The organism is Bartonella sp. CE47NXGY (assembly GCF_042195415.1).
Classification (GTDB): Bacteria; Pseudomonadota; Alphaproteobacteria; order Rhizobiales; family Rhizobiaceae; genus Bartonella.
Genome location: NZ_JBHIOI010000006.1, coordinates 72210 through 80604, shown reverse-complemented (window position 1 = coordinate 80604; position 8395 = coordinate 72210). Strand labels below are relative to the sequence as shown.

Below are 8395 nucleotides of genomic sequence, written 5' to 3'. Positions count from 1 at the left end.
ATCGTTCCGATAGCGATGGAAGAGAAACTTCGTTTTGCTATTCGTGAAGGTGGTCGTACTGTTGGTGCCGGTATCGTTTCTAAGATCATTGAATAAATAATGCTTGTTGCAGGGATACTAAAAGTTTTTTTAGTTTTGAGAGTTAGGGGTATAGCTCAGTTGGTAGAGCGGCGGTCTCCAAAACCGCAGGTCGCAGGTTCAAGTCCTGCTGCCCCTGCCAAAGGGGGGATTTTACATATAAGGGAGTGGATTTTGCTGCCTTTTTCGCTTTTTTTGATATGGGGCTTGTTTTTTTGTGTGTGAAACGGTATTGAATAGAAAGTAAGGAAATTGCATAAGTCTGAAAGTTGGCTTTTGCATTTTTTCCTGTTTATTTTGTTCTATAAAACACAATAGGACTAGAGAGAGTATAGTGTGACGATGGCATCTAAAACCAATCCGATTACCTTTTTGAAGCAGGTTTATGCAGAAACAATTAAAGTGAAATGGCCTACACGTCGTGAGACGGTTATTTCTACTATTATGGTTTTGTTGGTAACTGCATTGGCTTCAGCTTTCTTTTTTATTGTGGATCAGGTTATGCATTTTGGTGTTTGGCGGGTTATTGATCTTCTGAAATATCTTTTTAGTTGAGAATGTAAGGAAGTGTGACTGTGGCAGCTCGTTGGTATATTGTTCAGGCATATTCAAATTTTGAAAAGAAAGTAGCGGAAGCTATTGATAAGGAGGCAAAGCAAAAGGGACTTGATCATCTTTTTGAAAAGATTTTTGTTCCAACAGAGCGTGTTGTAGAGGTTCGTCGTGGACGCAAAGTTGATACTGAGCGAAAATTTTTTCCTGGTTATGTTCTTGTTCGTGCTGAGTTAACAGATGAAGTTTATCATCTTATTAAGAATACGCCTAAAGTGACAGGTTTTTTAGGGTCGGATGCGCGTCCTGTTCCTATTTCTGATCGAGAGGTTGAGCAAATTCTCAAACAAGTTCAGGAAAGGGTTGAGTCTCCAAAGTCCTCTGTATTGTTTGAGGTTGGAGAGCAAGTTCGCGTTGCTGATGGTCCTTTTGTTTCGTTTAATGGAATTGTTCAAGAGGTTGAAGAAGAGCGCTCTCGTCTTAAGGTTGAAGTGCTTATTTTTGGGCGTCCTACGCCTGTTGATTTGGAATTTGGTCAGGTTGAAAAACTCTGATTAAACTTAGAGTAGTTTTAATTACTTTAAGGAAGGAGTGGGAGGTGATTTATAGCTTTTGTCGGCTTAATGATCCGAACCACGTGACTGCAAGCGGGTAACGGGCAAGATGAATTGTCAGTATACCAGTGAAATTAAAGGCAGATTGTTATGGCAAAAAAAAGTATAGGTCAGCTTAAGTTGCAGGTTCCTGCAGGAGCTGCTACTCCATCTCCACCAATTGGTCCAGCTCTTGGGCAGCGTGGTATTAATATCATGGAATTTTGTAAGGCGTTTAATGCAGCGACACAAGAAATGGAAAAGGGGGCACCGATTCCAGTTGTTATTACGTATTACCAAGATAAGTCTTTCACCTTTTCTCTCAAGACGCCTCCTGTATCATTCTTTTTAAAGAAGGAAGCAAACCTGAAATCTGGCTCAAAAGAGCCTGGTAAAGTGTCTGTAGGAAGCATTTCTCGCGATAAAATTCGTTCGATTGCGGAATCAAAGATGAAAGATCTTAATGCGAATGACATTGAGGCAGCAATGCGTATGGTTGAAGGTTCTGCTCGCTCGATGGGCTTGGAAGTGGTGGGCTAATATTATGGCAAAAGTAGCAAAAAGAATAAAAAATATCCGAAAAGATATTGATTTTAATGAACTCTACGCTTTAAAAGATGCCGTTTCAATGGTTAAGGAGCGTGCCGTTGCTAAGTTTGATGAAACAATCGAAATTTCAATGAACTTGGGTGTTGATCCTCGTCATGCTGATCAAATGGTTCGAGGCGTTGCTCATTTGCCTAATGGAACAGGGAGAAATATTCGTGTTGCCGTTTTTGCTCGTGGGGATAAGGCTGAGGAAGCTAAGGCGGCAGGAGCTGATATTGTGGGTGCCGAAGATTTATTTGAAAGCGTTAATAGAGGGACTATAGATTTTGATCGTTGTATTGCAACGCCAGACATGATGCCTCTTGTTGGTCGTCTTGGTAAGATTCTTGGTCCACGGAGTTTGATGCCGAATCCGAAAGTTGGTACTGTAACACTTGATGTCGTCGGTGCTGTCAAAGCTTCTAAAGGTGGTGCTGTTGAGTTTCGTGTGGAAAAAGCTGGTATTGTGCATGCTGGTATTGGTAAGGCTTCTTTTGGTGTTGAAAAAATCGTAGAAAATATAAAAGCCTTTGCAAGTGCAGTTATTAAAGCCAAACCGCAAGGTGCAAAAGGTGAGTATATTAAGCGCGTTGCTGTTTCGTCGACTATGGGAATTGGTGTTAAAGTTGATCCAGCAACGGTTCGTTCAGAGCTAGTATAAGCTGATTTATAATTTTGTTTTGGGGTATGGGAATATCAAAATTGTATTTAAAATGCTGATTTTGATCAGCTCGCTATCTAAGCTTTATAGGGCTTAGGTTGTACCGGGAGAAATTCCGGAATATCCTGTCCGAGATTGTAGGTGATGCTTTTAAGTATCTTAATCAAAAAAACCTGCATGAGACTGGGGTAAAAACTGAGAGTTAAAAGACTTAAAGGGTTTGAGCCAAGGTTGCCTTTGAACGCTGTGCGTGAAAAAGGGGACAGGATCCTCATCGGTGACATGAAGTATTTTATGTTATCAAAGGTAACCAACAGGTTTGTTTTAAGCAAATCTGTTAAATGGAGAGAGACAGTGAATAGAGCGGAAAAACGCGAATTTGTTACATGGCTTAACGAGGCTTTTCGGAAGTCTGGTTCTGTTGTTGTTGCACATTATTCCGGTCTGACAGTTTCACAGATGAATGATCTGCGTTCGAAAATGGGTGAAGCTGGCGGTGCCGTTAAGGTCGCCAAAAACCGTCTTGCTAAAATCGCTCTTCAGGGCACGGAATCTGAATCGATAGTGGGTTTGTTTACTGGACAAACACTTATTGCTTATTCAGAAGATCCAATCACAGCACCGAAAGTTGCTGTTGATTTTGCGAAAAGCAATGACAAATTTGTCATACTTGGCGGTTCAATGGGTGCAACAAGTTTAACTGTAGATGCTGTGAAGTCATTGGCTTCATTGCCTTCATTAAACGAGTTGCGTGCAAAACTTGTGGGTATGATTTCTACCCCTGCGACCCGTATTGCACAGGTTGTTAATGCCCCTGCTGGTCAGGTTGCACGTGTCATTGGAGCATATGCTCAGGAGGATAAGGCGGCTTAAGGCTGTTTGTATTCACGTTTATGGAAGAGCTTTAATGCTTTTCTGTTTTTTTGAATAAGATTTAATAATGGTTCAAATCTTTTAATTGAAGGAATTTAAAAATGGCTGATCTAGAGAAGATCGTAGAAGACCTTTCTAATCTAACCCTTTTGGAAGCCGCTGAGCTTTCTAAGTTACTTGAAGAAAAGTGGGGAGTTTCGGCTGCTGCTCCTGTAGCTGTCGCTGCTGTTGCTGGTGCTGCTGCTCCAGCTGCTGAAGAAAAAACAGAATTTGATGTTATTCTTGTTGAAGGTGGCGCACAAAAAATTAATGTTATTAAGGAAGTTCGTGCTCTTACTGGACTTGGTCTTAAAGAAGCTAAAGATCTGGTTGAAGGTGCACCTAAGCCTATTAAAGAGGCTGCTTCTAAAGAAGAAGCAGAAAAAATTAAATCTCAACTTGAAGCTGCCGGTGCTAAGGTGGAACTTAAGTAAATTTAATTTTATCGGCGGGCATTTATGTTCGCCGATTTTCTTTCTCTTAATACAAAGAGGGAAAATAATGAGTAAAAAACTTTTCCCAATGGTTTCGTAACAGGAATGGGATAGGTTTGGATTACTTACCCCTTCATCATAGAGTCAAAGAGATAAATGGCTTATGTTGGTAGGGAAAGTTAATGATGCTCATTATTGAGTGTCAAGTGAACTGGTCTGCATATGCAGGTTAATGGTATAAGGCTTTCAAGGTTGGTCTACCTTGAAGAGTAAAGATCAAGGAGCGACGATGGCTCAGACTCACGCAATGATGTCTCAATTCAATGGTCGTAAGCGCGTACGGAAATTTTTTGGTAAGATTCCTGAAGTAGCAGAAATGCCGAATCTTATTGAGGTTCAAAAAGCCTCATACGATCAATTTCTCATGGTTGAGGAACCGAAAGGTGGGCGACCAGATGAAGGTTTGCAAGCTGTTTTTAAATCGGTTTTTCCTATTTCAGATTTTTCCGGTACAGCTATGCTTGAGTTTGTAGGTTATGAATTTGATTTACCAAAATTTGATGTTGAAGAGTGCCGTCAACGTGATTTAACTTATGCTGCCCCATTAAAGGTCATATTGCGTTTGATTGTTTTTGATGTTGATGAGGATACTGGCTCCAAAGATATCAAAGACATTAAAGAGCAAGGCGTTTATATGGGCGATATGCCTTTAATGACGACGAATGGTACCTTTATTGTTAATGGTACGGAGCGTGTTATTGTTTCTCAGATGCATCGTTCTCCTGGTGTCTTTTTTGACCATGATAAAGGAAAGTCCCATTCATCAGGAAAGCTTCTTTTTGCTGCTCGTGTTATTCCGTATCGTGGTTCTTGGCTTGATATTGAGTTTGATGCTAAGGACATCATTTATGCGCGTATTGATCGACGGCGCAAGATTCCTGTTACTAGTCTTTTGATGGCATTAGGTATGGATGCGCCGGATATTTTATCGACGTTTTATGATAAAGTGACTTATGAGCGTGATGGAGAAGGATGGCGAGTTCCTTATTCTGTGGATCGCTTTAAAGGAATGAAGCTCATTTCTGACCTTATAGATGCAGATAGTGGTGAAGTCGTTGCGGAGGCTGGTAAAAAATTAACAGTTCGTACTGCGAAGTCTTTGGTAGAAAAAGGACTTAAAGCGGTTAAAGTTAGTGAAGATGATTTATTAGGTTGTTATCTAGCCGAAGATATCGTCAATTACGAAACAGGTGAAATCTACCTTGAAGCTGGTGATGAAATTGACGAAAAAGTATTAAAAGTTCTGCTCGATGTTAGTGCTGATCAAGTCAATATTCTTGATATTGATCACATGAATATTGGCGCTTACATCCGCAATACTTTGAAGGTGGATAAAAATGAAAGTCGGCAGGATGCGTTATTTGATATTTACCGGGTGATGCGTCCAGGTGAACCTCCAACAATCGATACAGCAGAAGCAATGTTCCATTCATTGTTTTTTGATCCAGAGCGTTATGATCTTTCAGCTGTCGGGCGTGTTAAGATGAATTTACGTATGGATCTTGATTGTCCAGACACAGTTCGCATTTTACGCCAAGAGGATATTCTTGCTGTTGTTAAGATGTTGGTTGAATTGCGTGATGGACGTGGTGAAATTGATGATATTGATAATCTTGGCAACCGTCGCGTTCGTTCCGTCGGGGAGTTGATGGAAAATCAATATCGCATTGGTCTTCTTCGTATGGAACGTGCGATAAAAGAGCGTATGTCATCGGTTGAAATTGATACAGTTATGCCACAGGATTTGATCAATGCAAAGCCTGCGGCAGCAGCAGTCCGTGAATTTTTTGGGTCTTCACAATTGTCGCAGTTTATGGATCAAACCAATCCATTGTCAGAAATTACCCATAAGCGCCGTCTTTCTGCTCTTGGTCCAGGTGGTTTGACTCGTGAACGTGCGGGTTTTGAAGTCCGTGACGTACATCCTACGCATTATGGTCGTATTTGTCCGATTGAAACACCAGAAGGCCCCAATATTGGTCTGATTAACTCCTTAGCAACATTTGCGCGAGTTAACAAATATGGCTTTATTGAAAGCCCATATCGAAAAATTATTGATGGAAAAGTCACAAAAGAAGTTATTTATCTTTCAGCGATGGAAGAAGCAAAGCATTATGTCGCTCAGGCTAATTCTTCATTAGATAACGAAGGTCGTTTTATAGAAGAGTTTGTTGTTTGCCGTCATGCTGGTGAAGTTTTAATGGCGCCGCGTGATCATGTTGATTTGATGGATGTTTCACCAAAACAGTTGGTTTCAGTTGCAGCAGCGCTTATTCCTTTTTTGGAAAATGATGATGCGAATCGTGCGCTTATGGGATCGAACATGCAGCGTCAAGCAGTTCCTCTTGTACGCGCTGAAGCGCCATTTGTTGGGACGGGAATGGAATCTATTGTTGCGCGCGATTCAGGAGCTGCTGTGAGTGCAAAACGTAGTGGTGTTGTTGATCAAGTCGATGCTACCCGTATTGTTATCCGTGCAACAGAAGATTTAGATCCTTCAAAATCAGGCGTTGATATTTACCGCTTACAGAAATTTCAGCGTTCTAATCAGTCCACTTGTATTAATCAGCGTCCTCTTGTACATGTCGGTGATAGGGTAGAGAAAGGTGATATCATTGCAGATGGTCCATCCACGGATCTTGGTGATTTGGCTCTTGGGCGGAATGTTCTCGTAGCCTTTATGCCTTGGAATGGATACAATTATGAAGATTCTATTTTGTTATCCGAGCGCATTGTTGCTGATGATGTGTTTACTTCAATTCATATCGAGGAATTTGAAGTTGCGGCACGCGATACAAAACTTGGACCTGAGGAAATTACGCGCGACATTCCTAATGTTGCGGAAGAAGCGTTAAGAAATCTTGATGAAGCTGGCATTATTTATATTGGTGCTGAAGTTCAACCAGGTGATATTTTAGTTGGAAAGATTACCCCGAAAGGTGAAAGTCCCATGACGCCGGAAGAAAAGCTTCTGCGTGCAATTTTTGGGGAAAAGGCATCCGATGTTCGTGATACTTCTATGCGTATGCCTCCTGGGACTTTTGGTACTGTTGTTGAAGTTCGCGTTTTTAATCGCCATGGCGTGGAAAAAGATGAACGTGCGATGGCAATTGAGCGTGAAGAAATTGAGCGTTTAGCAAAAGACCGTGATGATGAACAGTCTATTCTTGATCGCAATGTTTATGCGCGCCTCACCGATATGTTGACAGGTAAAGTTGCTGTAGAAGGTCCGAAAGGCTTTTCGGGTAGTAAAAAGCTTGATAGTACAGTAATGGGGCATTATCCGCGATCCCAGTGGTGGCAATTTGCTGTTGAGGATGAAAAGCTTCAAAATGAAATTGAAGCTTTGCGCAAGCAATATGATGAATCAAAAGAAGCATTACAACGTCGCTTTATGGATAAGGTTGAAAAGGTCCAAAGAGGTGATGAAATGCCTCCTGGTGTCATGAAAATGGTGAAAGTTTTTGTGGCTGTGAAGCGCAAAATCCAACCAGGTGACAAGATGGCGGGACGTCACGGGAATAAGGGTGTTGTTTCACGTATTCTTCCCGTAGAGGATATGCCATTTCTTGAAGATGGGACCCATGCTGATATCGTCTTGAATCCGCTGGGTGTGCCTAGTCGTATGAATGTTGGACAAATTCTTGAAACGCATCTTGGTTGGGCATGTGCGGGGATGGGCAAGAAGATTGGTGCTTTGTTAGAGTTATATCAAGAGACTGGGGATATATTGCCGTTGCGTCAGCGTATTGAAAATCTTATGCCTGATGATAATCATAATGAACCAGTTCGTCAGTATGATAATGAAAGCCTTTACAAATTGGCATTGCAGATGAAGAAAGGGGTTTCAATTGCAACGCCTGTTTTTGATGGAGCACATGAGTCTGATATTAACATGATGCTGGAAGACGCAGGCTTAGATAGTTCAGGGCAGGTTACGCTTTATGATGGTCGTACTGGGGAGCCTTTTGATCGTCCAGTAACGGTGGGATATATTTACATGTTGAAATTGCATCACCTTGTTGATGATAAGATTCATGCGCGTTCTATTGGTCCCTATTCACTTGTTACGCAGCAGCCATTAGGAGGTAAGGCACAATTTGGTGGTCAGCGTTTTGGTGAAATGGAGGTATGGGCGCTTGAAGCTTATGGTGCTGCATACACTTTGCAGGAGATGCTAACAGTAAAATCAGATGATGTGGCTGGTCGAACAAAAGTCTATGAGGCAATTGTGCGTGGTGATGATACATTTGAGGCAGGTATACCCGAAAGCTTTAATGTGTTGGTAAAAGAAATGCGCTCACTTGCTCTTAATGTGGAGCTTGATGATGCGCGTGAACTTATTGCACAGCGGGCATTGTCTGATACGGCAGAATAATAATTCAAGGAGCGCACTAGAAAAGGGCTGCGCTCTTATTACTTTAAGAGGCTCAATAACCTTATTAAGGCTATACAGGTCATTTTTAAAAGTAAATGTATTTTAAAGAAGATCTGTTATAAAATAAATGAGATATTAC

Annotated in this window: 7 protein-coding genes, 1 tRNA gene and 1 pseudogene; all 9 read left to right on the top strand. The window is 41.4% G+C overall.

Annotated elements, in window-relative coordinates:
• A pseudogene (locus tag ACFIL3_RS03855) lies at window positions 1–96 on the top strand (elongation factor Tu); the annotation flags it as partial.
• A gap of 48 nt (window positions 97–144) precedes the next feature.
• Window positions 145–220: transfer RNA gene (locus ACFIL3_RS03850), tRNA-Trp, on the top strand.
• A gap of 200 nt (window positions 221–420) precedes the next feature.
• Entirely contained in the window at window positions 421–633 is a 213-nt protein-coding gene (secE, locus tag ACFIL3_RS03845; protein ID WP_273790652.1) for a preprotein translocase subunit SecE, read from the top strand.
• Window positions 634–653: 20 nt separating this feature from the next.
• A complete protein-coding gene (nusG, locus tag ACFIL3_RS03840; RefSeq protein ID WP_273790740.1) occupies window positions 654–1184 on the top strand; it encodes a transcription termination/antitermination protein NusG in 531 nt (176 codons plus the stop codon).
• 150 nt (window positions 1185–1334) lie between these two features.
• The gene (gene rplK / locus ACFIL3_RS03835; RefSeq protein ID WP_273723157.1) at window positions 1335–1763 is read left to right on the top strand and encodes a 50S ribosomal protein L11; all 429 of its coding nucleotides are present in this window, start codon (window positions 1335–1337) and stop codon (window positions 1761–1763) included.
• A gap of 4 nt (window positions 1764–1767) precedes the next feature.
• A complete protein-coding gene (rplA, locus tag ACFIL3_RS03830; RefSeq protein WP_375681849.1) occupies window positions 1768–2472 on the top strand; it encodes a 50S ribosomal protein L1 in 705 nt (234 codons plus the stop codon).
• Window positions 2473–2826: 354 nt separating this feature from the next.
• Window positions 2827–3345 carry a 50S ribosomal protein L10 gene (gene rplJ / locus ACFIL3_RS03825; protein ID WP_012755027.1) on the top strand — a complete coding sequence of 173 codons (519 nt, stop codon included), beginning with the start codon at window positions 2827–2829 and terminating at the stop codon, window positions 3343–3345.
• Between the two features lie 101 nt (window positions 3346–3446).
• Complete coding sequence (gene rplL, locus ACFIL3_RS03820; RefSeq protein WP_273790654.1) at window positions 3447–3818, top strand: 50S ribosomal protein L7/L12; 372 nt, start codon at window positions 3447–3449, stop codon at window positions 3816–3818.
• Between the two features lie 289 nt (window positions 3819–4107).
• On the top strand, window positions 4108–8256 hold the full coding sequence (gene rpoB, locus ACFIL3_RS03815) for a DNA-directed RNA polymerase subunit beta (RefSeq protein ID WP_375681848.1): 4149 nt from the start codon (window positions 4108–4110) through the stop codon (window positions 8254–8256).
• Window positions 8257–8395 lie beyond the last annotated feature (139 nt).